The 23051-nt window shown below is 59.5% G+C and carries 37 protein-coding genes; 20 read left to right on the plus strand and 17 right to left on the minus strand.

Annotated elements, in window-relative coordinates; translation table 11 throughout:
- The first annotated feature begins 100 nt into the window (after positions 1-100).
- Together Syncc8109_RS06065 and Syncc8109_RS06070 are read left to right on the plus strand one after the other, a co-directional pair.
- Entirely contained in the window at positions 101-1174 is a 1074-nt protein-coding gene (locus Syncc8109_RS06065; RefSeq protein WP_025362317.1) for a class I SAM-dependent methyltransferase, read from the plus strand.
- Positions 1175-1248: 74 nt separating this feature from the next.
- A complete protein-coding gene (locus Syncc8109_RS06070; protein ID WP_025362318.1) occupies positions 1249-1563 on the plus strand; it encodes a hypothetical protein in 315 nt (104 codons plus the stop codon).
- Between the two features lie 13 nt (positions 1564-1576).
- Here the strand turns inward: Syncc8109_RS06070 and Syncc8109_RS06075 are convergent, their stop codons facing one another.
- A complete protein-coding gene (locus Syncc8109_RS06075; protein ID WP_006850983.1) occupies positions 1577-1846 on the minus strand; it encodes a hypothetical protein in 270 nt (89 codons plus the stop codon).
- Between the two features lie 49 nt (positions 1847-1895).
- Here Syncc8109_RS06075 and Syncc8109_RS06080 point away from each other — a divergent pair, with 49 nt between their 5' ends.
- Entirely contained in the window at positions 1896-2150 is a 255-nt protein-coding gene (locus Syncc8109_RS06080) for a DUF6439 family protein (protein ID WP_006851118.1), read from the plus strand.
- Here the strand turns inward: Syncc8109_RS06080 and Syncc8109_RS11730 are convergent.
- Together Syncc8109_RS11730 and Syncc8109_RS06090 are read right to left on the minus strand one after the other, a co-directional pair.
- Positions 2110-2547, minus strand: coding sequence for an ATP-binding protein (locus Syncc8109_RS11730; RefSeq protein WP_006851858.1), 438 nt, complete (start codon positions 2545-2547; stop codon positions 2110-2112). The genes Syncc8109_RS06080 and Syncc8109_RS11730 overlap by 41 nt on opposite strands.
- Positions 2548-2598: 51 nt before the next feature.
- Entirely contained in the window at positions 2599-3318 is a 720-nt protein-coding gene (locus Syncc8109_RS06090) for a GUN4 domain-containing protein (RefSeq protein ID WP_006850729.1), read from the minus strand.
- Positions 3319-3358: 40 nt separating this feature from the next.
- On the opposite strand from Syncc8109_RS06090, the gene mnmH reads away from it, so the two are divergent.
- From mnmH to Syncc8109_RS06110, 4 genes are read left to right on the plus strand one after another with little or no spacing between them, the layout of a single operon-like run.
- Positions 3359-4402: a tRNA 2-selenouridine(34) synthase MnmH gene (gene mnmH, locus Syncc8109_RS06095; protein WP_006850020.1), complete on the plus strand. Its 1044-nt coding sequence runs from the start codon at positions 3359-3361 to the stop codon at positions 4400-4402.
- Between the two features lie 30 nt (positions 4403-4432).
- Complete coding sequence (psb28, locus tag Syncc8109_RS06100) at positions 4433-4816, plus strand: photosystem II reaction center protein Psb28 (protein WP_025362320.1); 384 nt, start codon at positions 4433-4435, stop codon at positions 4814-4816.
- The gene (locus tag Syncc8109_RS06105; RefSeq protein WP_006851183.1) at positions 4813-5892 is read left to right on the plus strand and encodes an AI-2E family transporter; all 1080 of its coding nucleotides are present in this window, start codon (positions 4813-4815) and stop codon (positions 5890-5892) included. The genes psb28 and Syncc8109_RS06105 overlap by 4 nt, the downstream gene beginning before the upstream one ends.
- Complete coding sequence (locus Syncc8109_RS06110) at positions 5889-6878, plus strand: AI-2E family transporter (RefSeq protein WP_006850143.1); 990 nt, start codon at positions 5889-5891, stop codon at positions 6876-6878. The genes Syncc8109_RS06105 and Syncc8109_RS06110 overlap by 4 nt, the downstream gene beginning before the upstream one ends.
- Positions 6879-7027: 149 nt before the next feature.
- Here Syncc8109_RS06110 and Syncc8109_RS06115 read toward each other — a convergent pair whose 3' ends face one another.
- Positions 7028-7207: a hypothetical protein gene (locus tag Syncc8109_RS06115; RefSeq protein WP_006849600.1), complete on the minus strand. Its 180-nt coding sequence runs from the start codon at positions 7205-7207 to the stop codon at positions 7028-7030.
- 114 nt (positions 7208-7321) lie between these two features.
- Here Syncc8109_RS06115 and Syncc8109_RS06120 point away from each other — a divergent pair, with 114 nt between their 5' ends.
- The gene (locus tag Syncc8109_RS06120; RefSeq protein WP_045172738.1) at positions 7322-7558 is read left to right on the plus strand and encodes a hypothetical protein; all 237 of its coding nucleotides are present in this window, start codon (positions 7322-7324) and stop codon (positions 7556-7558) included.
- Here Syncc8109_RS06120 and Syncc8109_RS06125 read toward each other — a convergent pair.
- From Syncc8109_RS06125 to rsmA, 7 genes are all read right to left on the minus strand, one after another.
- Positions 7555-7776 (minus strand): hypothetical protein, encoded by a 222-nt coding sequence (locus tag Syncc8109_RS06125; RefSeq protein ID WP_006851299.1) that lies wholly within the window; start codon positions 7774-7776, stop codon positions 7555-7557. The genes Syncc8109_RS06120 and Syncc8109_RS06125 overlap by 4 nt on opposite strands.
- A complete protein-coding gene (gene secF, locus Syncc8109_RS06130; RefSeq protein WP_006851271.1) occupies positions 7769-8758 on the minus strand; it encodes a protein translocase subunit SecF in 990 nt (329 codons plus the stop codon). Before secF ends, Syncc8109_RS06125 begins: the two co-directional genes overlap by 8 nt.
- Positions 8759-8761: 3 nt before the next feature.
- On the minus strand, positions 8762-10243 hold the full coding sequence (gene secD / locus Syncc8109_RS06135; RefSeq protein ID WP_006851039.1) for a protein translocase subunit SecD: 1482 nt from the start codon (positions 10241-10243) through the stop codon (positions 8762-8764).
- A 5-nt stretch (positions 10244-10248) separates the two neighbouring features.
- A complete protein-coding gene (locus Syncc8109_RS06140) occupies positions 10249-11232 on the minus strand; it encodes a pyruvate dehydrogenase complex E1 component subunit beta (RefSeq protein WP_006850148.1) in 984 nt (327 codons plus the stop codon).
- 182 nt (positions 11233-11414) lie between these two features.
- A complete protein-coding gene (locus Syncc8109_RS06145; protein ID WP_006851863.1) occupies positions 11415-11732 on the minus strand; it encodes a DUF3082 domain-containing protein in 318 nt (105 codons plus the stop codon).
- The gene (gene ispE / locus Syncc8109_RS06150; protein WP_006850295.1) at positions 11729-12652 is read right to left on the minus strand and encodes a 4-(cytidine 5'-diphospho)-2-C-methyl-D-erythritol kinase; all 924 of its coding nucleotides are present in this window, start codon (positions 12650-12652) and stop codon (positions 11729-11731) included. The genes Syncc8109_RS06145 and ispE overlap by 4 nt, the downstream gene beginning before the upstream one ends.
- 9 nt (positions 12653-12661) lie before the next feature.
- Positions 12662-13486 (minus strand): 16S rRNA (adenine(1518)-N(6)/adenine(1519)-N(6))-dimethyltransferase RsmA, encoded by an 825-nt coding sequence (gene rsmA / locus Syncc8109_RS06155; protein ID WP_006849650.1) that lies wholly within the window; start codon positions 13484-13486, stop codon positions 12662-12664.
- Positions 13487-13556: 70 nt separating this feature from the next.
- Between rsmA and Syncc8109_RS12265 the strand changes: the two genes are divergently transcribed.
- The 5 genes from Syncc8109_RS12265 to Syncc8109_RS06170 all read left to right on the plus strand — a co-directional run bounded on the left by Syncc8109_RS12265 (position 13557) and on the right by Syncc8109_RS06170 (position 16017).
- Positions 13557-13730: a hypothetical protein gene (locus Syncc8109_RS12265; RefSeq protein WP_156915498.1), complete on the plus strand. Its 174-nt coding sequence runs from the start codon at positions 13557-13559 to the stop codon at positions 13728-13730.
- Entirely contained in the window at positions 13730-14005 is a 276-nt protein-coding gene (locus Syncc8109_RS06160) for a hypothetical protein (RefSeq protein WP_006851081.1), read from the plus strand. Before Syncc8109_RS12265 ends, Syncc8109_RS06160 begins: the two co-directional genes overlap by 1 nt.
- Positions 14002-14178, plus strand: a complete 177-nt coding sequence (locus tag Syncc8109_RS12270; RefSeq protein WP_006849918.1) for a hypothetical protein — start codon at positions 14002-14004, stop codon at positions 14176-14178. The genes Syncc8109_RS06160 and Syncc8109_RS12270 overlap by 4 nt, the downstream gene beginning before the upstream one ends.
- Positions 14179-14485: 307 nt before the next feature.
- Positions 14486-15217, plus strand: coding sequence for a phage major capsid protein (locus Syncc8109_RS06165; RefSeq protein ID WP_156915546.1), 732 nt, complete (start codon positions 14486-14488; stop codon positions 15215-15217).
- 128 nt (positions 15218-15345) lie between these two features.
- A complete protein-coding gene (locus Syncc8109_RS06170; RefSeq protein ID WP_006850669.1) occupies positions 15346-16017 on the plus strand; it encodes a hypothetical protein in 672 nt (223 codons plus the stop codon).
- A gap of 489 nt (positions 16018-16506) precedes the next feature.
- Here the strand turns inward: Syncc8109_RS06170 and Syncc8109_RS06180 are convergent, their stop codons facing one another.
- Positions 16507-16731, minus strand: a complete 225-nt coding sequence (locus Syncc8109_RS06180) for a hypothetical protein (protein WP_025362324.1) — start codon at positions 16729-16731, stop codon at positions 16507-16509.
- A gap of 64 nt (positions 16732-16795) precedes the next feature.
- Positions 16796-16960 carry a hypothetical protein gene (locus Syncc8109_RS12585; RefSeq protein WP_006851016.1) on the minus strand — a complete coding sequence of 55 codons (165 nt, stop codon included), beginning with the start codon at positions 16958-16960 and terminating at the stop codon, positions 16796-16798.
- A 474-nt stretch (positions 16961-17434) separates the two neighbouring features.
- On the opposite strand from Syncc8109_RS12585, the gene Syncc8109_RS12590 reads away from it, so the two are divergent.
- Positions 17435-17911 carry a hypothetical protein gene (locus tag Syncc8109_RS12590; RefSeq protein ID WP_198015249.1) on the plus strand — a complete coding sequence of 159 codons (477 nt, stop codon included), beginning with the start codon at positions 17435-17437 and terminating at the stop codon, positions 17909-17911.
- Between the two features lie 171 nt (positions 17912-18082).
- On the opposite strand, the gene Syncc8109_RS11735 is transcribed toward Syncc8109_RS12590, so the two are convergent.
- The gene (locus Syncc8109_RS11735; protein ID WP_006850812.1) at positions 18083-18223 is read right to left on the minus strand and encodes a YraN family protein; all 141 of its coding nucleotides are present in this window, start codon (positions 18221-18223) and stop codon (positions 18083-18085) included.
- A gap of 78 nt (positions 18224-18301) precedes the next feature.
- Between Syncc8109_RS11735 and Syncc8109_RS06190 the strand changes: the two genes are divergently transcribed.
- The 4 genes from Syncc8109_RS06190 (at position 18302) to Syncc8109_RS12870 (ending at position 20269) form a co-directional block, all read left to right on the plus strand.
- The gene (locus tag Syncc8109_RS06190; protein ID WP_006850021.1) at positions 18302-18784 is read left to right on the plus strand and encodes a pentapeptide repeat-containing protein; all 483 of its coding nucleotides are present in this window, start codon (positions 18302-18304) and stop codon (positions 18782-18784) included.
- Between the two features lie 3 nt (positions 18785-18787).
- On the plus strand, positions 18788-19204 hold the full coding sequence (locus tag Syncc8109_RS06195) for a hypothetical protein (protein WP_006851718.1): 417 nt from the start codon (positions 18788-18790) through the stop codon (positions 19202-19204).
- Positions 19201-19635, plus strand: a complete 435-nt coding sequence (locus Syncc8109_RS06200) for a 23S rRNA (pseudouridine(1915)-N(3))-methyltransferase RlmH (protein WP_006851235.1) — start codon at positions 19201-19203, stop codon at positions 19633-19635. The genes Syncc8109_RS06195 and Syncc8109_RS06200 overlap by 4 nt, the downstream gene beginning before the upstream one ends.
- Before the next feature lie 418 nt (positions 19636-20053).
- The gene (locus tag Syncc8109_RS12870) at positions 20054-20269 is read left to right on the plus strand and encodes a hypothetical protein (RefSeq protein WP_045172926.1); all 216 of its coding nucleotides are present in this window, start codon (positions 20054-20056) and stop codon (positions 20267-20269) included.
- Here the strand turns inward: Syncc8109_RS12870 and Syncc8109_RS06210 are convergent.
- Entirely contained in the window at positions 20238-20627 is a 390-nt protein-coding gene (locus tag Syncc8109_RS06210; RefSeq protein ID WP_006851984.1) for a hypothetical protein, read from the minus strand. The two genes, Syncc8109_RS12870 and Syncc8109_RS06210, sit on opposite strands and share 32 nt — an antisense overlap.
- A gap of 88 nt (positions 20628-20715) precedes the next feature.
- On the opposite strand from Syncc8109_RS06210, the gene Syncc8109_RS06215 reads away from it, so the two are divergent.
- Together Syncc8109_RS06215 and Syncc8109_RS06220 are read left to right on the plus strand one after the other, a co-directional pair.
- Positions 20716-21147, plus strand: a complete 432-nt coding sequence (locus Syncc8109_RS06215; RefSeq protein ID WP_006850817.1) for a LexA family transcriptional regulator — start codon at positions 20716-20718, stop codon at positions 21145-21147.
- A gap of 12 nt (positions 21148-21159) precedes the next feature.
- Positions 21160-22434, plus strand: coding sequence for a Y-family DNA polymerase (locus Syncc8109_RS06220; RefSeq protein WP_006851365.1), 1275 nt, complete (start codon positions 21160-21162; stop codon positions 22432-22434).
- Between the two features lie 21 nt (positions 22435-22455).
- Here Syncc8109_RS06220 and Syncc8109_RS06225 read toward each other — a convergent pair whose 3' ends face one another.
- Positions 22456-22752: a hypothetical protein gene (locus tag Syncc8109_RS06225; protein ID WP_006851716.1), complete on the minus strand. Its 297-nt coding sequence runs from the start codon at positions 22750-22752 to the stop codon at positions 22456-22458.
- On the minus strand, positions 22752-23009 hold the full coding sequence (locus tag Syncc8109_RS06230; RefSeq protein ID WP_025362326.1) for a hypothetical protein: 258 nt from the start codon (positions 23007-23009) through the stop codon (positions 22752-22754). Before Syncc8109_RS06230 ends, Syncc8109_RS06225 begins: the two co-directional genes overlap by 1 nt.
- Positions 23010-23051 lie beyond the last annotated feature (42 nt).

Below are 23051 nucleotides of genomic sequence, written 5' to 3' on the forward strand. Positions count from 1 at the left end.
TCCCACGACCCGCCTCCAAGGAGGCGGGTTTTTTTGTGGACTGCTGGCCACGCGATTGCGCCCCTCATTCGTTGGAATGGTTCCGTTGTATGAACCTGCGATGGCGTCAACGCCCCTGAGCAAGCTTGCGTACCAAACGCTTCAGCAAGGCAAAAGCATCGCGGGCCTGGCCCATAAGGAGCTGAGCACCAAGCTGATGGAGCTCTTGGCGCCCGATGCGGTGCCGAAAACGGAGCCCGTGTCCGCCGAAGTTCTTGGAGAGCTCCGGCTTGATATGAACAAGCTCCAAGAGCAGGACTGGCAGGACGCCGAACAGGGGATTTACCCCGAGCAGTTGTTGTTCGATGCACCCTGGCTCGACTGGGTCAGCCGCTACCCGCAGGTTTGGATGGATCTTCCCTCCACCTGGGATCGACGCCGCGATCGCAATGTGCGGGACCTTCCCAAGGAGACCGAAAAAGCGCTCTACCCCGAGTACTACCTCCAGAACTTTCACCATCAAACCGACGGGTACCTGAGTGACCACTCGGCTGGTCTTTACGACCTGCAGGTGGAGATCCTTTTCAATGGCACCGCTGATGCCATGCGACGCAGGGTCTTGGCTCCGCTGAAACGCGGCTTGAAGCACTTCGCAGACCGTGCTCCGGGTTCCCTCAAAATTCTCGATGTGGCCACCGGCACCGGCCGGACCCTGCAGCAGATCCGCGCCGCCGTCCCTCACGCGCAGCTGATCGGAACCGATCTCTCCGAGTCGTACCTGCGTCAAGCCAACCGCTGGCTGAATGACGGCGATGCATCGCTGGTTCAGCTGATCCGTGCCAACGGGGAATCTCTGCCCCTGGCCGATGGATCGGTTCAGGCCGTCACCAGTGTGTTCCTGCTGCACGAACTTCCTGCGGATGCCCGCCAAAACGTGCTGAACGAGGCCTGGCGGGTGCTTGAACCCGGCGGTGTGTTCGTGCTTGCCGACTCTGTGCAGATGGCCGATTCAGCCAAGTTCGCCTCCGTGATGGAGAACTTCCGGCGCGTCTTCCATGAGCCCTACTACCGCGACTACATCGGCGACGACATCGACGCCCGCCTCTCAGCTGCAGGGTTTGAAGGCATCACCGCGGAAACCCACTTCATGACGCGGGTCTGGTCGGCACGCAAACCCATCGCAGAGGCCAGCTGAGGGGATTCCCTGACAGCGTCCCTTGCACGAACTGCTGCGAGCCATAGGGTGTGCTGAATCCCGAAGGGAACGTCATGACCAATCCCTTCCGGCTGCGTTGGCTTCAGGGCTGGACATTTCAGGTGGTGCTGATGGAAGGCCATGTGCAGGTTGAAGCCCATGGGTTCGGTATCTGCCTGCGCACGGCTGTGATACCTGGGGAAAGTCCTCAGGCTGCAGCTGATCGTTTGGTGTTGTCTGAAGATCGACGCAGGCGAGCACTGCACAATGCCTGGCTTCGCGGCCAGGACGTGGCACAGCCCGCGGAGGTTTCACCCACGAGGGAATCGGCACCGGCCTCGAATTCGCTGGTGGTGGTTGGCCAGGCCCATCGCCAACGGGTGGCCTGATCATCTGATGCGTTCAAAGCTGCGCCAAAAGCCAGACCAAGGCAAAGCCTGCTCCACCGAAGCGCAAGGCTCTCCAGAAACGCTCCCCCGACACGGGTGAGAAGGCCCAGCCCACAGGCCGTTGCATGATCAGATTCGCAGCAAGTTTGCGGCGCTGCACCCATCGCCGCGCCGCAACACCCGACCGGACATGGGCCTGACATTGCCCTTGCAACACCAGCCGTGAGGCATGGTGCAACCAATGCAGTTCACGAACGCGTCGTTGGCCTTTGCGCTGTTCCACGCCGTCGCACCCACATCACATGAAAGTAGATCGATCTGCTGATTCAGAGATGACTTCAACCAACGCCCCATGGCCCGACTCCGCCACAGCCAAGGCGGAAGAACTGCACCAGTTGCTCCGTATCGGCGATCGCGACTGGCATCAGCTGAAGAACAACCGACAGCGGCGTGGAGCTGAGTTGCTAGCTGCAGCGATGGTGCAACTGCTCCGCCACGGGAACAGCGCCGACGTGGAGAACCTGACCCAACAGGCGCTGGGGTGGTTCAAAGGCGAGTTGAAGGATCCGGGCTGTCCGCGTCACTGATGGGACGACGGCAGGCCAGCTGCAGGCGATTCCCCCGCCGGCTCCAGCGCACATCATCAAAACATTGATGGATCAGGAACAGTCCACGACCGCTGGGAGCATCAAGGGCCGGCGGCAGTATTGCCGTACGGGACTGCTGAGGAAGACCACAACCCTCATCCTGAACCTGCCAAACCAACCAATTGGGCGTGAGGATGCGGCGAACACGGAGCTTCTTGGCGGGGTTCTCAGCGTTGCCATGGCGAACGGCATTGACCAGGGCTTCATGCAATCCCAGCTCAATCCGCTGACTAGTGAGAACGCAACCGACTGGCTCGGTCAGCAGCTCCAGCAAAGGAGCCAGCTGCAGGGTCGACGGCAAGGTGAACTCAGCCCAGCGAAACCTCTTGGACGGCACAGTGGCCCGTTGACGTCGGTCTTTTGAACTTACCGTTGATGGGACGTCCCGTCAGGATCTGCGGGCCACAAGTGCCGGATGATTCAGAAGGGAATCCATCAGGCGCACGCCCCGTAGCTGGTTGATCAAGGGCATGTGCCCCTCTGGAGCCTCGATCGACCAAGTGAAAGCACCGGGATAACGCGTCCAGACGCCATCGCATTTCCAGCCAATCCGGGGCCAAAGGCGTTCATAACGCCCATCGAGAGCTGACAGCAACTGGGACTGCACTGTGAATCCAAAGCGACCTTGGGAATAGACCGTCCAGAGCCGATCAAGACTGACCAGATCAACGCCTGACATCGGAGCAACTTCTGTGAAGTAGACATAGCCCCGTTTCACGGCGGCATCACCGGCCAATTCGCGCAGGCACTGGCTGGTGACGCGATCCGCCTCCTCAAAGTTCTGATCGAGCAGCTCCTGCTGCAGCGGCCCGTAATCCAGGCCAACTCCGGAATCAGTGGTCAACCAGCCTCGATCGGACGACGGGATGAGAGCGGTGACTGCATCGGGCTGGTGGCGCTGCAACACCTGCAAGATCCAACCTGCAGCCCAGTCATCACCGGCGGGGTCGAAACCAGAGAGAAGATCTGATCCCACCGAAGCCAACTCCTCGGCGCGGGTTTCGATCTGCTTGATCAGCGGACGTCGCTGGCGAGGTGTTCCCTTCGCGAAACGATCCAGCAGCTGGTCAACGCTGAGTTTGGTGGCGGGTGTGGAACCGGAGAGCATGAGTCGCAACCGGCCTCAACTGGCTCGGTGATGGCCCACTATGTCAGGCATGGGCGAAACAGGTTCATTGAAAATCCAGCAGCTTCGCGAGCTGATGGGACCTTTGGTGGACGTGCGGAGCCCCGGCGAATTTGCGAAAGGCCACTGGCCCGGGGCCATCAACGTGCCGCTGTTCAACGATGAGGAACGCGCCGCTGTGGGCACCGCCTACAAGCAGCAAGGACGCACACCAGCAATTCACCTGGGGCTTGAACTCACTGGCCCCAAGCTCAGCAGCCTGGCCCGCCAATTGGAAAACCTGCGTCAGCAGGGGGAACCACGGATCTACTGCTGGCGAGGCGGAATGCGCTCGGCCAGTGTGGCCTGGCTTGCCCAGCAGATCGATCTCAAGCCAAGGCTCCTTCAGGGGGGCTACAAGAGCTATCGGCGCTGGGCACAAAGCCGTTTTGAGCAGATCTGGCCCCTTCGCGTGATGGGAGGCCGCACAGGAACAGGGAAAACCGATCTGCTGTTGGCCATGGCGGCGCGCGGTGCAGCCGTGGTTGATCTGGAAGGGCTGGCCAACCACCGCGGCAGCAGTTTCGGCGGCCTGGGTCTGCCGGATCAACCCAGCACCGAGCACTACGAGAACCAATTGGCTGAGGCTTTGGATCAACACCAACGCCGTGGGGCCTCAGCCATCTGGTTGGAAGCGGAAAGCATCCAGGTGGGCCGCTGCCGCATTCCCAAGGCCCTGTTCGATCAGATGCAAGATGCCCCTGTGCTGGAGATTCAGCGCGACCTCGGGGAACGGGTGAACCAATTGGTGCAGGTGTACGGCTACCAGGGGGGAGCCGCTCTGGCTGAGGCAACCGAACGGATCAGCCGACGCTTGGGGCCTCAGCGCACCAAGGAAGCCCTTGAAGCGATTGCCAGGGAAGACTGGGTCACCGCCTGCCGCGCCACGCTCGATTACTACGACCGCTGTTACGACCATGAACTGGCGCGATCGCCCAAACGCGACACGATCGATCTCTCAGGGCTCAGCGCTGATCAAGCCGCCGAGGCCTTGATTGACGGCGAGTTTGTTGAAATCCCCGATTAAGATCGCCCCCCATTGACGGTTCGAGAAGGCATGAGCAAAGCGGCGATTCAGTTCTTTCGCGGAGTCAATGAGCCGGTGGTGCCCGACATCCGTCTGACCCGCAGCCGCGACGGCCGCACCGGTCAAGCCACCTTCCGTTTCGAGCAGCCTGCTGCGATTGCTCCCGAAACCATGGGTGACATCACCGGAATGTGGATGGTGGATGAAGAAGGCGAAATGGTCACCCGCGAAGTGAATGGCAAATTCGTGAACGGCACCGCCAGTGCCCTTGAAGCCGTTTACTCATGGAAGTCCGAACAGGACTTCGAACGGTTCATGCGCTTCGCCCAGCGTTACGCCGATGCCAATGGCTTGGGTTATTCACAAAGCCAGGATTCCAATCAAACTGAAGGGGCCGACGACCAACAAGCTTGAGACTGCCCCAGTGGCTGTTACTGACAGCCTTCATTGCAGCCATCGTCCTGCTGTGGTCGCTGCGTGAACTGCTGCTGCTGATTTTTGCTGCAGTGGTTCTGGCCATGGCGCTGTGCACTTTGGTGGGCATTCTTCGCGAGCGACGTCCGATGCAAAGGCCTTTGGCCCTGCTGCTTTGCATCCTTGGGTTGTTGTTGTTGGTCGCCGGTGCGGCTGGTGTTGTTGTCCCTCCGTTTCTCGAGGAATTCGCACTGCTGCTGCAGAAGTTGCCCGAAGCGGGTCAGACCCTGGTGCGGCTGGGACTCGGCTGGATCGACAGCATCAGTGAGGCCATTTATGGCGCCGACGCATTCCCCGACCTGGATCAATTGGGCCTGAACGGTCCACGCCAACTTGTGCCCGACAGTTCATCCCTCGCCGCTGGTGTGGGCAGTGGGTTGCTGGGTCTGCTCGGTTTGGCGGGCAACCTCGGCAACGGCGTACTGCGGCTGTTGTTCGTGGTGGCGGTGGCTCTGATGATCAGCATTCAGCCCCAGGCCTATCGGAATGTTGGCCTGCAGTTGATTCCCTCCTTCTATCGACGCCGAGGGCGTCGCATCCTGGATCAGTGCGGTGCTGCCTTGAGCAGCTGGATGGTCGGTGTGCTGATCAGCTCCCTGGCCGTGTTTGTGCTTTGCAGCATTGCGTTAACGCTGTTGGGCGTAAAGCTCGTTCTGGCCAATGCACTCCTGGCAGGGCTGTTGAACGTGATCCCCAACGTGGGACCAACCATGAGCACGATCTTCCCGATGGCGGTGGCTCTGTTGGATGCCCCCTGGAAGGCCGCTGCGGTGCTGGGTGCATACGTGGTGATCCAGAACATCGAGAGTTACGTGATCACACCATCGGTGATGCATCACCAGGTGAAGCTGCTGCCTGGATTGACTCTGGCGGCTCAGTTCCTGTTCACACTCCTGTTTGGCCCCCTCGGCCTGCTGATGGCGCTGCCGTTGGCGGTGGTGCTGCAGGTGATCATCCGTGAAGTCGTGATCCACGATGTGTTGGATCGCTGGAAACGTCTGGAGCCGGTTCGATGACCGCCGGCACGTTTCTCATTGCACTCACCTTGGTGGTGCTGGTGCTCTTGCTCTGGCACCTGCGTTGGGTGCTGCTGGTGGTCTTTGGCGCCGTGGTGGTGGCCGTGGCCCTAGATGTGCTGATTGTTCAGGTTCAGAAGCGAACCCCACTGGATCGCCCCCAGGCCCTGGCGGCCGTACTGGGAATTTTGATCTTGGCCGGGGGGCTGCTGGGGCAACTGCTTGTGCCGGAACTGATCAGCCAGTTTCAGCAACTGGGACGGGATCTGCCGCAGTTGGTCAGCAAGGTGTCCGACCTGCTGAGCAGTGAGCCACGCCTGGCGCAGCTAAATGACGCTTTGGGGGAGGGCCTCAATCTGAAAGAACTTCAGCCATTGCTGGGGTTCGCAGGAGGTGCAGCGAACTCGCTGATTCAACTGTTCTTGATGGTGCTGCTCGCGATCCTGCTGGCTTTGGATCCAAGCGCCCACCGGCGCATGGTGGTGGCCATGACGCCCCGACCAGCCCGGGAGCGGATGGAGCACCTGCTCGACGAGTGCAGGCAAGCGTTGGGGGGTTGGCTAAGTGGCATGACCCTCTCCGCCACCACCGTGTTCCTGCTCACCTGGGGGGGCTTGTTTCTGCTGAAGGCCCCCCTGGCCCTGTTGAGTGCCTTGGTTTGTGGCCTGCTCACGTTCGTTCCGACCATCGGGCCTACGGCGGCAACGCTGCTGCCCACGGGATTGGCCCTGCTGCAGTCGCTGCAATTGATGCTGTCGGTTCTGGTATTCCGGCTGGTGCTGCAGAACCTGGAGGCATTTCTGCTAACACCACTGCTGCTGCGCAAAACCGTGAATCTGCTGCCAACGGTGGCTTTAACGGCTCAGCTCAGCCTTGGTGCTCTTCTCGGGCTTCCGGGCGTGCTGCTGGCCCTTCCTTTGGTGGTGGTGCTTCAGGTGTTGATGCAGCGGGTGGTGGTGCAGCAGATCATGGACCGCTGGGCATAAATCCAGCCACCAGACCTGTATCAAGACGAACACCCGGTAGCAAGGGTCACACCTAAGACCCGTACTGACTAAGTATTTTTACGGCGTCGTGAGAACGACGCGTCGAGCCTTGGGACTCTTGGGAGAGGGTCCCATTTTTTTCGACCAGATCAGAGCAGCTGACGTTTCTTTTTTTCGCTCGAATCACGCTCCCGCTCAACAGCCTGCCAATAGGCCGCAGAAACCGCGACCTCCTGGCCACGCTCGATCTTGTTCAAGCGCGTCTTCAGAGCCTCAACCTCAGCACGCAAGCCGCAGACCACCTCACTAAGACCAGGATTTAACTCCATGGAACCTGAGCAACCAATTGAGTCGTAACTCAGCCTTTAACGGCAATGACGTTCAGGGCGATACCAAAGGAGCCAGCTTGACGCTCTTCAATCCAATAGTGTGTCCAAGAGGTCGTGAGACGAGCGGGATTGGACGTCATCTTCAATTTCTCCCGTTACGAGGAACTGAGGCAGGCCGTGATGCAGCTGGTTCGCGAGAATCTTGACCCTGATTTGCTGCAAGAGGAAGCCCACGATCTGTTCGAATCGTGGTGGGCCTCCACCCACAGCCAGGGCCAGTGGAACGCTGAGGTGAAACAACGCACCTGGGATTCGATATGGCGGGAATTCGGCAACGGCCCCAAGCGCTAACCGAAACGACGCCAGAGAGAGCCGGAACCAAGCAAGACCACCACAGCAAGCTGATGATGCCGAATTGCATAACCAAGCCCTGTGATCGTGAACTGATCACTGAGCAGCAGAACTTCGGTGCGCAGATCAGCCAGAGCCAGAAGGATCAACAGAATTGGAAACCAACGGGCCGAAACAGCACGGCGTCTCCGCTCTGAATTGCCACTGGATTTAGTCACGGGAGCGGTCCCAGAGCGTGAGCAACGAGGGCGCCAGGGCGATGCTCGACCAAGAACCAACAACAACCCCGAGGGCGAGGGCGATGGCAAACCAATACAGCGTTGCTCCACCGAAAAACACAAGCGCCAAGAGAGGCAGCAAGGTGGTTCCGCTGGTGTAGAGCGTGCGGGTCAGGGTGGCGGACACCGCTTGATCCACCTGCACTGAAAGCGGCAGGTCGGCGGCATCCTTGCTGCGTTCACGGATGCGATCAAAAACCACCACCGTGTCGTTCACCGAATAACCAGCGATGGTCAGCAATGAAACCGCAAAGAGGCTGTCCACCTCCAGCTGGAGCACAACCCCGAGCCAGGCAAAAACTCCACAGACGATCGCCACGTCATGGGCCAGCGCCACCAGAGCGAGAAACGCGTAGCGGCGGTCATAGCGGAAGCTGATGTAGGTCGCAATACCGCTGAAGGCCACCAACAGAGAAAACAGGCTGCTGCGCAGCAATTGCTTGCCCAGGCTCGGCCCGATCGTGTCGACCGATTGACCACCTGAGAGGAATGGCCCTGCAACGGGTTCAACAGCCTGAATCACCGCTTGGCCCTGGGCAGCCGACAACGATGGCAGGCGCAGCAACAACGACTGACCGCCATCCAGAAGCTGAACCCGGGGAGCGCCCAGGTTGGGGAGAGGTTGACCCTCCTCCTGAGGCAGCTCCAGGCTGCGGATCACATCCGAGACCTGAATCGCCTTGAGCTCGGCGCAGGCGTCATCACAGCGACGCTCCAATTGAATCTGCGTGCCACCGGTGAAATCAAGGCCGGGACGGAGGGGAGCACGAATCGCAGGATCCAACCAGCTGAGCAACAAGCCCAACAGGCTGATCAGAACCACCAGACCAGAAATGAACCACACCTTGCGGCGCATGCTGCTGAGGGACCAGCGCAATCTGAGGACAGTGGCCGCTTGTGCCGATGACGATGCTTCAGTCATGGTTCAGGCGGTGGGAGAAGGAAGTTGCCCGGTGGGCAGAAAATTGCTGGCACGACGCAGACCGGCGTAGCCCATCAGGAAACGAAGCAGGGTGCGGGTGCAGGTCAGGGCCGTGAACAAACTCAGCAGAACTCCAATGCCCAGGGTCGCGGCAAAGCCCTTGACCAGGCCGGTGCCAAGGAAGAAGAGAGCTGCACAACTGATCAACGTGGTCAGGTGACCATCGACGATCGATGAAAAGGCCTCGGAGAAGCCGGTATCAATCGAGCGGATCAAGGTGTTGCCCCGACGCAATTCGTCCTTGATCCGCTCAAAGATCAGCACATTGGCATCCACGGCCATGCCGATCGAGAGGATGAAACCAGCGATTCCCGGCAAGGTGAGGGTGACCGGAATCAAGGCGTACACCGCCAGGTTGAACAGGGCATAGAGGCTGAGGGCCATCACAGCCACCGCCCCTGGCAGGCGATAGGCCACCAACATGAACACCGCCACCAGAGCCAGGCCCGCGAGGGCGGCCACCAGGCTGCGGCGGATGTTCTCTGCTCCGAGTGTGGGCCCGATGGTGCGGACCTCGATCACTTCAACGGGGAGGGGCAAGGAGCCGCCGCGGAGCTTCACCTCGAGCTCACGGGCAGTTTCCGCACTGAAATTGCCACTGATGGTTGCTGCACCACCAGAGATTCCAGCACTTTTGAACTGGGGGCCAACGCTGGCGGCACTGATCAGCTGATCATCCAGAGTGATGGCCAGCAACCGGTCGGTACCGGCAATCGATTTGGTGAGGTCAGCGAAGGCCTCAGCACCCTCACCATCGAAATTGAGGGTCACCTCCCAACTGTTCGGGTTGTTCTGGAGCGGTTGGCGGCCTGCTGTCACCAGCTGCTTGCCCGTCAGCGCTGCCGGCTCAAGCATCGTGAGCAGATCGGAATCAACCTTGTTCAGAAGCTGGCGGAGCTGCTCCTCCTCCGAGCTGGCCTGCCCATCCAGACCCAGGGTTTGCTGGGTTGACTTCAGCTGAGCCAAATCCAGAGGCTCCGGGGTCTCACCACGCCGGATCTGATCCTCACGCAACCTGAGGATCGCTTCTACCTGGGAACGGAGCTGCCTCAGACCTAGGAACTCAGCATCGGTGTCGGCCTTTTGGGCACGAAACTCCAACAGAGCTGTGTCGCCGAGAACCCGCGCAGCAGAGGTGGGGTCCTGCTCACCTGGGAGCTGCAACACGAGCTGCGACTCACCCACCGTCTGCAGGGTGGACTCAGCCACACCAAGACCGTTGACCCGACGATCGAGCACGGCTTTCACCGCTTCCATCTCTTCAGCGCCAACCCGGGTGATTTCTCCGGCTGGCTTCACTTCAACGGTGAGCTGACTGCCGCCCCGCAGATCGAGGCCCAGTTCCAGCGGCGTCCGAACCAAAAACATCCCGGCGGCGATCGCCAGGGCAAGAACAAGGGCAAACCAACCCTGATAACGCGCCATCAACGTCAGATGCCCTTGTTGACCAACGCCTGCGCCGCCTCAACGATCTGATGCGGCTGAATGATCGTGAGGTTCTCGAGAGAACCGTTGTATGGGGTGGGGATGTCCTGACTGGAAAGACGCACAGGCCGGGCATCCAGATCGTCAAAGCACTGCTCAGTGATCAGTGCAATCAACTCGGCCCCGATGCCGCCGGTCTTCATGCATTCCTCCACCACGATCACCTTGTTGGTCTTGCGGATGGAGCGGCTGATCGTCTCCATGTCGAAGGGCTTGAGGCTGATCAGATCGATCAGCTCAACGCTCACCCCCTCTGCCTCCAGTTGCTCCACAGCCTTGAGGCAGTGATGACGCATCCGGGAGTAGGTGAGAATCGTCACATCAGTGCCTTCCCTCACCAGATCCGCCTGATCGAGGGCACAGGTGTAGTCGCCTTCGGGGAGCTCCTCGCTGAGGTTGTAGAGCAGAACGTGCTCGAAGAAGAGCACGGGATTGTTGTCGCGAATCGCGGCTTTCATCAAGCCTTTGGCATTGGTGGGGGTGCTGCAGGCCACGATCTTGATGCCGGGGACAGCATGGAAGTAGGCCTCCAGCCGTTGGCTGTGCTCAGCGCCAAGCTGACGACCCACACCGCCGGGGCCGCGCACCACGGTGGGAATGGTGAAGTTGCCGCCGCTCGTGTAGCGGAGCATCCCCATGTTGTTGGAGATCTGGTTGAAGGCCAGGAGCAGGAAGCCCATGTTCATGCCCTCAACGATCGGCCGTAGACCGGTCATCGCGGCACCAACAGCCATTCCGGTGAAGCCGTTCTCAGCAATCGGGGTGTCGAGCACCCTGAGATCGCCGTATTTCTCAGCCAGATCCTTGGTGACCTTGTAACTGCCGCCGTAATGACCGACGTCCTCCCCCATCACGCAAACGTGGGGGTCTCTCCCCATCTCCTCGTCGATGGCTTCCCGGAGGGCGTTGAAGAGAAGTGTTCCTGCCACGGCGTCACAGTGATCCCGGCCAATCCGGGTGGTGAGGACAAGCTATCTCAGTCAGCGCAGGGTCAACCGCCCGCCGCGAAGGTGAACAACAACAAAACGGAAAGCAGCATGGCCGGAGACAGCAGCAACGCCAGCTGGCCGAGGTCGTGGGGCGTCATCCAAACCCTGGCAATGAGCGGACGCTAGGCAGGGTTCTGATCGCGAGCCGTAAAGAGACTGCGAAGAAACACCAGGGTCAGGCCAAGGGCCACAAAACCCGTGCTGAAGGTGGCCAGGAAGGACAAACCCACCAGAAGGGTCTTCAGGGTGACGGCGATGTTCTGGGCAATCGGCGAGCTGTAGTGCGGGGGATTAACGGCGAAATACACCACCATCCGCCGACTCAGGCCCAGGGCCAGCCAGGCCAACAGCCCGGCCGTCAGCGCTCCGGAGAGAAAACTCAGCGGACCTTTGCGCGGATCCTGTGGTTCGGGGCTCTCTGGTGTGGGGACATCAGTCATGCCTCGATCCTCACGCCATCGCTGCGAAGGGCGCAAGACCAGGCCTTCAGGCCGGCGAGGTCCAGCTGGGGCGTGAGCTGTTCCTGCGCCTGGCGGCATGACGCCAGATCGGAGAACAGCGCGAAACAACTGGGTCCAGAACCACTCATGGCCACCGCCAGGCTTTGGGGAACGCTGTTCAACAGATCGAGCGCCGAACGCACCGCAGCTGTTTCAGGAGCAACCACCTCTTGCAGGTCATTGCGCAGGGGAGGTGGCAGCTCGCTGCGCAATGGCAGGAGCCATTCAACGCTGCGCAAGGCTTGCCGTCGTTGTTCAAAAGCCGCCTCGTCAGCGAGGTAGTGGGATTGATTGAGCTCACGGCAACGCTTGTAGGCCCAGGGCGTTGAAACGCTCACCGTGGGGTCTTTGACCAAGAGCACGGCCAGGGGTTGAGGCGTTGGTGGCATGGCTTCCAATTGTTCGCCTCGCCCGAAACAAAGCTGACATCCTCCGGCCACACAGAAGGGCATGTCTGAACCGAGCTCAGCGGCCATTCGCTCCAGATCCGCGGGGCTGTGGCCCAAGCCCCACAGAGCATTCAGACCAACCAGTGCCGCGGCGCCGTCGCTGGAGCCACCAGCCAAGCCAGCACCGATGGGGATGCGCTTCTCGAGATGAATGGACGCCCCCAATTCACTGAAACCCGAACGGTCCCGCAGCAACTGGGCCGCCCGGAGGATCAGGTTGTCGTCGCCGACGCTGAGGCTGGCGTCATCGCAGGTGAGGCTGAGTTGTGCATCAGCGGTGTTCTGAAAGCTCAGGCGATCCGCCAAGTCGATGCTCTGCATCACCATGGCCAGCTCATGGAAACCGTCCGAGCGCAGCCCCAGGACCTCCAGGTGCAGGTTGACTTTGGCCGGGGCCGTCACCGTGATCATGGTGGTTGTTCAGTCGCCCCGATTCAAACCCCTGGCCAGGGCGACCCAGGTGGCGGGCGCGAGTTCCTGGGGGCGTTGCTGGAGGCTGAAACCCGCGGAGGCCGCCAGCTCCTTCAAGCGGTCTGGCTCAGCCACACCCGCCAGGGTGTTGCGCAACATCTTGCGCCGCGCCAGAAACGCCTGCTTCAACAGCGATTCCACCCGAGCGGCCAGAGCCGGCTCCACCCGCTCCGAGGCCGGCAAGGGCTCCAGGCAGATCACTTCCGATTGCACCTTTGGCGGTGGCTGGAAACAGCGCGGCGGCACCGGACACACCGAACGGCACCGGGCCAGCAACTGCATGCGCACACTCAAGGCGCTGAAACTGCTGTGGCCGGGCCGGGCACGAATCCGCTCCGCGACTTCCTTCTGCACCAGCAACACAAGCCGTTGGTAGGGCGGATCCACCGGCCGGTCCAATCGGCCCACCAACCGCTCCAGCAGTGGGCCAGTGATGTTGTACGGGATGTTGGCCACCACCTTGTCGGCGATGCGGCCATCACTCAATTCCATTGGGGCTTCGAGAACATCGCCCTGATGGAGGCTGAACCCAGGCTGAGCCTCAAAACGTTCCTGAAGACCATCCACCAGATCGCGGTCGAGCTCAATCGCATGCACCGCCTTCAGCCCCGCGGCCAGCAGACGCTCGGTTAACGCCCCGCGACCGGGCCCCACCTCCAGCACCCGATCTGTGGACTGCAGGTCAGCAGCCTCGATGATTCGTTGCAGCACGGATTCGTCCCGCAACCAGTGCTGACCGAAACGCTTGCGGGCGTGATGTCCGGAGAAACCCATGGTTTAGATATCAGGGTCGCGTAAACGCAAATCGCGTGCGCTGCAGTGGTCCTGAATCCGAAATCGATTCATGCCATTAACCCTGAACACAAGACCGCCACAGCAGAACGTCCGCGTTACGACCGACCTTGATCGTGCCACTGCGGATCGCGTTGGCACCGTCATCGCCCGCATGCAGTGCACTCGCGCCGAGTTCATCCGCGCTCTGGTCCACGCCTACCTCCAAGAACAGGAGCAGGGCTGATGGAAGTCCAGTGGACCAGTGAAGCCGTTGAGGCCAAGGCTCAGGAAATGATCGTGATGTGGGAGCCGCACTGCACCACCGCTATGGAAACGGTGCTGGCCAACCACTTGGCGTATCTGACCGCCTCGCACCTGCAACTGCAGGAGGCATACCAGGTGAATATCAGCTCAGTCATTCGGGCCAACCAACAAGCAGATCTGACTCAGGAGACCGCCAAGGTGGCCTTTGCTGGCTTGAGTCACCGCCTTGAGGCTGTGGAGGGTGCACAGCCATGAAAAAACCCCCTGCGCCAACAGGGGGGCAAGAGCAAAAGACTGACTTCAACGTACCTGCGGCATCCAGCAATGGATGGCCCGTGGCGTCGGAGTTCAAGACCACTTGGCCCTGGCAAGACATCGATGTCTCCACCACCAGCGCCTTGCTGCGGCAAGGACGGGAAGGCGGCTGATCTGCTGACCATTGACAACGCATCGCTGACCTTCATGCCTATCACTTCCCCTTGGGCTGCTTGCTCTGGGAACGCGAGGCGAGGAGGGCTCGGCGATGACGAGTGCTGGGATTTACGACTCTTGGGAGGAGGAGCAGGCCGCAACCAAAAAGGTGGCGGCCCTTGCTCGACGCTCGAACCCTGATGACCTGCTGAGCGAACTACTGCCAGACCGGTCACCCCAAAGAGCAAATGCGTCGACGGTGATGCAGGTGCTGATGACAGCGACAGCGTCACCGAAAGCACTGGGACCATCGGCACCGTGACGATGACGCCCAAGACCGTTGGTGCGTTGAGCAAGTTCAGCCATCTGATGAACCTGCAATCAACGCCTGACATCGAGCAGCTGATCCGCGCTGACTTTGTTGCCCTGTTGGCCGATGCGATCGACACCGCGGCGATCAACGGCAGTGGCAGCAGCAACCAGCCGACTGGAATTCTGAACACCTTAGGTATCGGCTCCGTAGCCGGGGGCACAAACGGATTAGCCCCAACGCTCGATCATCTCCTCGACCTCAAGAAGGAGGTCACAGTCGATAACGCAGACGTTGCCAGTTGTGGCTACCTCACAAACGCCAAGGTCGAGTCCGTTATTGCCAAAGCCAAGGACTCACAAAGCCAGTACCTCCTCAGCCCTTATGGAACTGAACTTGGCCGTAGCCAAATTGCAGGGCGGCGTTTTGATGTCAGCAACAACGTCCCCTCAAATCTCACGAAGGGCACTGGGTCCAACCTCTCGGCTGTTATTTACGGGAACTTTGCAGATCTACTGATCGGCTACTACGGGACTGTGGAGATCCTCGTGGACCCCTACACCGACTTTGCTAAGGGCACGACGGGCATCAGGGCCTTGCAGTCGATCGACATTGCTGTGCGTCACGCCGAATCATTCGCAGCGATGCAGGACGCAATCGCATACCCGCGACAGTGCCCTGCTTGTGGTGCGGTGTTGCCCGAGAGGACTGCAGAACCCTCGGGCTTTTTTGTTGCCTTTTCCTAGCACTCTGGACAGGCTGATCAAAGCTGCCGTATGTACTTCAAAGCCAAAAACCCAAGGATTAGAGCCAGCATGCATTTGATTGCTTGCTGAGCAAGACCAGCCTCACCGCCCCTCTCGCCTTGCGTTAAATGCGTGTACTTAAAAACATCTTTGCACTGTTTCAAGACAATCGTGAGATCCTAGATCTTAGTGCTTTCGAAAATGAAATAGCGTTTAAGACTTCGTGGGAGCCGTTGGTTGTAGGTGGGACCAACTTCTGCACTCATCGTGCGCAAAAGAATCCAAGTCTTGCAGGCGATATATTTGTATTTAAAACAACGATTCAAGCTTATTTACTCGCGTTCTCTTTTGTGGCTCTGGGAGCGATGTTTGCCATCACTAGTGCTGCAAGCAGATTCGCCGACATGTCTGTATTATTGGGACTCGGCTTTTTGGCCTTTGGCTGCTGGTATCAATGGAGCTTACGCCAGAAAGAGTCGAGATTTGATCGGTATTCCAATGAGCTGACTCAGGGGAAGAAGTCCTTTGACCTAAAAAATGCTGAAGCGATACAGTTGATACGTGAATATGTCAGGGGGAATAAAAGTAGTTACTACAGCTATGAGCTGAACCTCATTTGCTCGGATGGCAGCAGAATAAATATTGTTGACCATGGTGCACTTCGAAAGCTAAGAGAGGATGCGGCCCTTCTGGCTGAATATCTCTCTATTCCAGTTTGGGATGCCATCGACTTTCGCCTCCCTGAAGTAGAAGTGCCATTTGATGGCAAGGCTGAAGTTCTGAGGCGAAACCTTGGTTGATTTTGACTGAATTACTTTTTAGTGCACTGCGATTTCCGGGTCCTTTGCATTCACAGTTCTATGGGTCATCCGAAGGCGCGTTGTTTATCTAGCCTGTGGTTGTCAAAACAGTAGACAGATAGGGACAGCTAGATGGAGTTAATGACGATTAGCGAGGCTGCAAGACGCCTCGGATATAAGTCCAGATCTCAGCTCTACAGACTGACCAAAGATGGCTATCTGCACGAGCATGTCCATGTGCAGCAGCACACAGGACAGCGTTTGGTTGACATAGAGGGGCTTCGGGAGAAGCTGCAATGCATCTGCCAGTGGCGACCTGACAGCGTGTTCCTTAGGCGCAACGTGATTTCAAAAGCTGAAGACAGCTAACCAGTTGGGGGATAAAGGCCGCCGAATAAATCCCTACATCGTCAGCAATGGCGGGGTTTTTACATGGACCACCAAGGAAGCTGTGGAAAGTCACTGACTTGATCAAGCGAATCCAAGCTTTTACTTCTGGCCCCAGTTGAATCCGAACCGCTGCTGGGCAGATGCTTCCATCTCCCTGCGGATCTGCTGCATCGCTTCGCGAGCAAATGCCTTTTCATTCTCCTGTGCAGTAATGATCTGCTTAGTGAGAGCACGGAGCTTTTCAATGTCCTCGCAGCTATCGATCTCTCTGAAGGCTGCTTCCAAATGAAACCTTTGCTCAACTGACAAGTGATGATTGGTCATTAGAGATACGTAAAGGAGTACAGCCCTGCTGATATGGCAAGGCTGCTGATCAGTCGGTGATGACTCAGGCTGCAGAAATGCTGTATGGAGCTTCAGGGGCGCTGGTGGGCATGGGGTCGAGCTTGCCTTGTGCCAATGCTTTGGCGCGGACATACATCTGACTTGATGTGGCACCAGCTGCTTCCATTGCCTTGGCGACGATGGCCCAGTTACGAACTTCGGTGGACATTTGAGGCTGAATTGAAGACGAGAAAACCATCGCCAGCCAGCTGCTTTTGTCGTGACGGTGAAATCCGCCAAGGAACCGAACCTGCGAAACGAGGCATTCCCCGCTAAAGCTACCCTGATCAAGCTGGGTCGTAGTCGTGGTTGAGGCTTGGCACACGATGCAGAAGACAGGTTGGAGGTGCTGCCCCCCGCCTGTCAGATAGCTATCAGGAGGTCAAGGGAGAGGGGTTTAAGAGTCTTGGACCACCGTGGGGGGCCCGTGGTAAGTAGCGCTTCGCAGCACGATTGAGCAATAAGCCGTAATCATTAAATTCAGCAGCAAATGTCCAAATAATTTCTTGTCGGCAACTAACTTTGGACGAAATGATTTATCCATGACTACTAAAGAAAAGCAGTCCAGCCACTCTCTCAATCAAAAAAGGGATATTTTTTAGCATTCCTAGGCGGCACGCTTGGGCTTCCTGTTGGGTGGGTTTTGTCACCGCTTGTCTTATATCTGCTGAACACATACATTAAAGGCAAGGCAGATTCATCCCCTAATCGTTTCAAAATATGGGAAATTATCGGAATAGTAGCTGCACCTATGTGTTATTTGCCGTTCGTTTTCTTGGAGGACGCTGATCAGGCTGTCTCTACTGGTAGCCCCTCAAGCATGCAGGTCTCTGAAGCTAAAAAGTCTAACGCTCAGAAGCTATTGGCTGAGCTTCTTGGTGAGCTGGATGAAATTCGCAAGACTGATGAATTTAAATTTTATGGACTCAGTAAGGCAGGGCCCTATTCAGGCTGGATTTCTGCCGCCAGGGCTAGAGCCGATTTCATTGAAATGCATATGATTGAATCAACCGCTTTTGGATACATTGTCAATATGGCGAGATCATTCGGAATTGCCAAAGGTGTTGAGACCGCAAGCATTAGAAAACTACGGCAGGAAGCTCAAGAGGTTATTGGTTAGAAGCAGGTGGATATTAATGACTCCTCTCAATGGCCGCCATCTTGGCGCTGATTAATTAATTTATCTGTTTGATGCGCTCTAGATATTTTTCAGAAGTTCATCTTGGCCTTGAAGATGAGGCAGCAGAAGTGATAACCAACTCCACCTGCCCTACTAACTACTGCTGTTGCTTCATCTGCTGCTGCCGCTCTGCACCAGATCGAGCTCGCCCCAGCGGCAGTGCCAGTTGCGGTCCAGCAACCGCCATCCCTGCGCTTCCAGCTGCTGCAAGGCCTGCTGCTCCGCCCAGCCACCGCTGCACTGAAACCCCAACGGCTTGAACCCTCACGTCTTGGTTCAAACCATTCCTCCCTGGAACGGTTCTAGGGTTCGGCGGTGATGGTTCCGATCATGCGCAGACGCTTCACGGCCGTATTTATCTCTCTGGTGGTGTTCTCATGCCAGTGGCTGTTGGCAGCTCCTGCCCACGCCGCGATGGATGTGGCGAAACAGGTGCTGATCGGGGCCGACTATTCCAACAAGGACCTGCGGGGGGCCACCTTCAACCTCAGCAACCTGCGCGAAGCCAACCTGTCCGGATCGGATCTGCGGGGAGCCAGCCTGTATGGCGCCAAGCTGCAGGATGCCGACCTCAGCGGCACCGACCTGCGCGAAGCCACCCTGGACGCCGCTGTGATGACAGGCACCAACCTTGAAGATGCCGTGCTGGAGGGGGCCTTTGCCTTCAACACCCGCTTCAGAGATGTGTTGATCACGGGAGCCGACTTTACCGACGTCCCATGCGCGGGGACCAACTCAAAGCCTCTGCGCCGTTGCCGACGAACGAATTCCGTCACGGGCCGCAGCACCCGCGAGAGTCTCGGTTGCGCTTGAACCATGAGTTTTGATCCCCGCAGCCTCGAGCGCTGCGTGAGTTGGGGCGCCAGCTCCCCCGCACGTCTGCCAGAACCGGAGAAGCCTGCGGCAGCTCCCAAAGCCAGCCAGGTGCGCCATCGCGTTGAAACCGAGAAGAACCCCGAGGAGCTCTTCCGGGAACTGATGAAGGCCAGCCAGGACGGCACCGTTCCTGAGCACCTGATGGACCGCCTCAAACAGTTGGAGGCCCAACGCAAACCATCGCCGTTCAACAGCAACGACACCACCCCAGCCCCTGCCGCACCAGCGCGCAGCCAGCCAGGACCGGGAAAAAACACCGAGCCCAAACGGCCGAAGGTGGACCCTGGCAGCGAGGAGGAAAGCCTCTACGTGGCTTTCGGGCAGCTGCTGCTCGAGGATGAGGGAGACGACGTTTGAACCCGGCCCGTTGCCGGATTCTTGCGGTGGGCAAAGTGCGTCGTGGCTGGATTCAGGACGGCATTGACCTCTACCTCAAACGCCTGCCTGGGTTGACCATCAGCGAACTGCGCGACAGCACTCCAGACAAGGAAGCCGATGCCATCAGAGCGGCCCTGCGACCCGATGAAAACCTGATTGCGCTGATGGAACAGGGCGACACCTTGGCGTCGGTTCCTTTCGCGCGACGACTCGAGCAATTCGGCAACCAGCGGCTGGCCTTCGTTATCGGTGGCGCCGACGGTCTGACGGCTGAGCTCAAGGCACAGGCCAAATGGCGCCTGAGCCTTTCACCGATGACCTTCCCCCACGAACTGGCGCGGCTGATGCTCGTGGAACAACTGTTCCGAGCCCAGGCGATTGTTCAAGGCAGCCCTTATCACCGTGCCTAGGGTTCGGCGATGGCCGCTGATCTCTCAGCCACGACCATGCTGCACATCATCGACAACCTTCTGCCCGCCAGCGCCCTTCAGGACCTACGCGACCTCTGTGACATCCACGGGCGACTCAAGGAGGAACACGACGGTGATGCTCAATTCAGCTGGCGACCCGAAACCGGTTATCCCCGCTCGATTCACGCAGCCGCTCAGCAAGCCGTCGTCGATCACTACCTCGACGAGGCCCTGCTCCTCTGGCAACACCGTTCGCATCCCGGCGGGCCGGAGTCGAGTGGTGGTGCAACACCAACAACGATCTCGACTGGCACATCGACAAGGACGAGCTGGAAGGTCGACGCAGCGGCCGTTTCCTGCTTCCGTTGCTGTCCTCCGTGTTTTACCCCACGTGAGCTGCGCTGGCGGCGAACTGCTGGTGGCCGACAACCCTCCGATCGAGAACGGATATCAGGGGCCGTTACCCACATTCCGCTCGGTGATCTCGATCCCACCGGTGGTGAATCGCCTGGTGCTGTTCTCCCCCGGCATCCTGCATCGGATCAACCCGTTCGCAGGGGAGCGCTATTCCGTGGCCGTGAACATCTGGGAGCAAGCGCCCCTCACCACAACGGCTGCAGAGCCACCGGCTTGAATTTTTCGATCGAAACCGTCCAGGCCCGCGGGGAGAAAGCCTGCAATCCCACTTTGAATGCGGCCGTATCCCCCGTGTTCAACCAGTCCGCCTTGAGCCTGGGAACGTCCTCCGGCAGCCGTTCCATCGGCAGCTCCACCAGCAGCAGGCTGTCGGCTCCAGCCGCACGCTGCAGCACACCCTGATCACTGCGCTGCCACACCCGCAGCAACAGCTCCAGCACCAGTGCATGGCCCAACGCCTCCGGCGCCTCACCCTGCGGAGCCACCTCTTTCTGAGACCGTCCCCCCAGGGGCAGGGCGCGCCGGCCCTGCTGATCGATCAGCGCCATGGCCACGAGGTAAGGGGAGTCAGCCAACACCAGATGTCGAAGGCCACCATCCTCACCGGGACCCCCCCATAGCGAACAGTACATGTGTACTATTTAGCCAGTTGTCGCTGCTGCCGTGGAGCTCCAACACAGACCGCTTCCCCTGCAGCCCAAGCGCAGTCGGCTCACGCTGCCCCTGGCCGGGGAACGGGTCGCCGCTGGCTTCCCGTCCCCCGCCGATGACTACGTCGACGTGGGGATCGACCTCAATGAACAACTGATCCGGCATCCCACCAGCACCTTTTTCCTGCATGTGAGCGGCGAATCGATGACCGACGCCGGCATCCACGACGGCGATCTTCTGGTGGTCGATCGCAGCCTCGACCCGCGCCCGGGCCAGGTGGTTGTGGCTGTGCTCGACGGTGCCTTCACCCTCAAACGCCTAATGCGTCATCGCGGCCGGTTGCGCCTGGAAGCCGCCCATCCGGACTATCCGCCACTGGAGCTTCACCGCTGCGGCGAAGTGCAGATCTGGGGCGTCGCCATCCACGTGATCCATCCGCTCTGAAGCGACATCGCCATGCCTCAGGCCACGGCCCTGATCGATGGAAACAACTTCTATGCCTCCTGCGAACAGAGCCTGGATCCGGCTCTGATCGGTCACCCCGTGGTGGTGCTATCCAACAATGACGGCTGCATCGTTGCGCGCAGTGCCGAAGCCCGTGCCCTCGGCATCCGCATGGGGACGCCTTACTTCAAGGCGCGCCGGGAGCTTGAACGGCACAACGTGGTAGTGCGCAGTTCGAACTACGCCCTCTATGCCGACATGAGCCAGCGCATGATGAGCCTGCTGGAGGCCCACTGTGAAGAGCTGGAGGTGTATTCGATTGACGAGGCCTTCGGGAGAATTCGTCGTCCCCGCGATGGCGACCTGCAGGGCTGGGCCCGCCAGCTGCGGGCACGGGCACGGCAGAACCTCGGCCTACCGATCGCCATCGGCCTAGGAGCCAGCAAGGCCCAGGCCAAGCTGGCCAATCGCCTGGCCAAACAGACCCCAGACCATGCCGGGATGTTCGACCTGGGCCAGTGCGACAACCCCGATCGCTGGCTGGAAACCATTGCGATCGAGGATGTCTGGGGAGTCGGTCGACAACTGGCCCATTGGTGTCGCCTGCGGGGCGTCAGCAACGCACGACACCTCCGGGACATGCCGAGCGGTGAACTGCGCGCCAAATGCGGCGTAGTGGGTCTGCGACTGCAACGGGAGCTGCGAGGCCATGCCTGCCTGCCGCTGGAGCTGGCACCAGCACCGAAGCAAGAAACCTGCGTGAGCCGCAGTTTCAGTCGACCCATCACCAGCCAGGAGGAGCTGCACCAGGCCATCGCCACCTATGTGGTGCGTGCCGCCGAGAAATTGCGCAAGCAACGGCAACGGGCAGCAGCGCTCACCGTCTACACGCGCACCAGCCCGTTCGCTCCTGGGTTTTACAGCCAAGCCGCCAGCACGCAGCTGGACCTGCCGAGCAATGACACAGCCGTGCTGCTGGAGGCGGCACGCCCCTTGGTGGCACGGATCTTTCGCCCCCACCGTCCACTGGCCAAGGCCGGCGTGCTGATGCAGCACCTGCAGAGCCACGACATCCTGCAGACCCATCTGATGGTGCCGATGAGTGAGGAGCAGCAGCAAAAACGGGAGTGCCTGATGCAGACCATCGACCGGATCAATCGGCGTTACGGGCGTGGAACCCTGCAATGGGCCGGTTGCGGACTGCAGCCCAGTTGGTTGATGCGGCGTGAGCAACTCAGCCGCGCCGCCACCACCCGTCTGCAGGATCTGCCGGTGGTGAAGGCCTGACCCACAGCGTTAAGCCAGGCCTCAAACCTCCTGCAGCAGCTGGATGACCTGCTCACGGGTGCTGAGCAGCAAGACCATGCGCTCGCCGTGGGCGTTGAGACCCGTCTGCTCCCGCACCAGATCGGTGCTGGCCAACGCCAATCCTCCGGTTTCAGTGAACAGCACCGGCAGGGTGCCCTGGTGCCCTCGCATGCCCTGCAGATCGAGCGCCTGACGAACAGCCCGCTGAGCCTTCTCGGAACCCAGACGCTCCACGAAGGCCGGCCAGAGGTGGTTGACCGGATCGAGCGCGGCGAAATCCAGCTGCGAATCAGTCATCAGGACGGCAACAACGCAAGGGCATCGCTGATCATCTGCGAGGTGACGGCAATGCGCTCAAGCGGATCAGCATTGTCGAGGTAGGCGTCAAACGAGGCGAAGCGCTCGATCACGGGGTCGGCCCCCTCGGCGGCGCAAGCCTCAACCCAATCCCCCTCCTCCGGCTTCACCGCGACATAGGCCTGCAGCGCTTCCTCCAGATCACCGCCGTCACCGACGCCCTCACCGTGCCAGATCGCTTCGAAGAATTCAGACATCTTCAACTCGAGGAACAGATCCTGATGCAGTTTGCCCAAACC

The organism is Synechococcus sp. WH 8109, assembly GCF_000161795.2.
In the GTDB taxonomy this organism is placed as follows: domain Bacteria; phylum Cyanobacteriota; class Cyanobacteriia; order PCC-6307; family Cyanobiaceae; genus Parasynechococcus.